This is a genomic window from Streptomyces hilarionis, from assembly GCF_024539675.1.
GTDB classification, from domain to species: Bacteria; Actinomycetota; Actinomycetes; order Streptomycetales; family Streptomycetaceae; genus Streptomyces; species Streptomyces hilarionis.
Genome location: NZ_JAHHIT010000469.1, coordinates 1 through 416, shown reverse-complemented (window position 1 = coordinate 416; position 416 = coordinate 1). Strand labels below are relative to the sequence as shown.

The following is a 416-nucleotide window of genomic DNA, read 5'->3' as shown; positions in this document are numbered from 1 at the left end:
TCTGACGGACGCTGTTTAATCCGCTCGTGATCGCTAGCGCAACAGATGTACTGCCAGACCAGCGAGCGCACAGGCCATCAGTACCTGAATGACGCCGCGCTTGAAGCGGAACAATGCTATTGCGGCTGCGATGGCGATCAATGCAGAGGGCCAGTCGAGGTTACCGCTGAAGCCTTTCGGCCAAAGCACGTGATACCCGAAGAAGCACGCCAGATTGAGGATCACCCCAACTACGGCGGCGGTGATGGCGGTAAGCGGTGCAGTGAACTTGAGTTCGTTGTGGGTCGACTCAACCAGAGGGCCACCCGCAAGGATGAACAGGAACGAAGGTAAGAAGGTGAACCAGGTCACCAGGGCAGCTGCGACAGCTCCGGCCAGAAACACCTGATCAGCCCCGAACACTTGCGAGACATAGG

1 protein-coding gene is annotated in these 416 nt (G+C 57.9%); it reads right to left on the bottom strand.

The features are described from left to right. Window positions 1-33: 33 nt before the first annotated feature. A partial coding sequence (locus KMS84_RS43975; protein WP_256921360.1) for a chromate transporter occupies window positions 34-416 on the bottom strand: 383 nt, incomplete at its 5' end.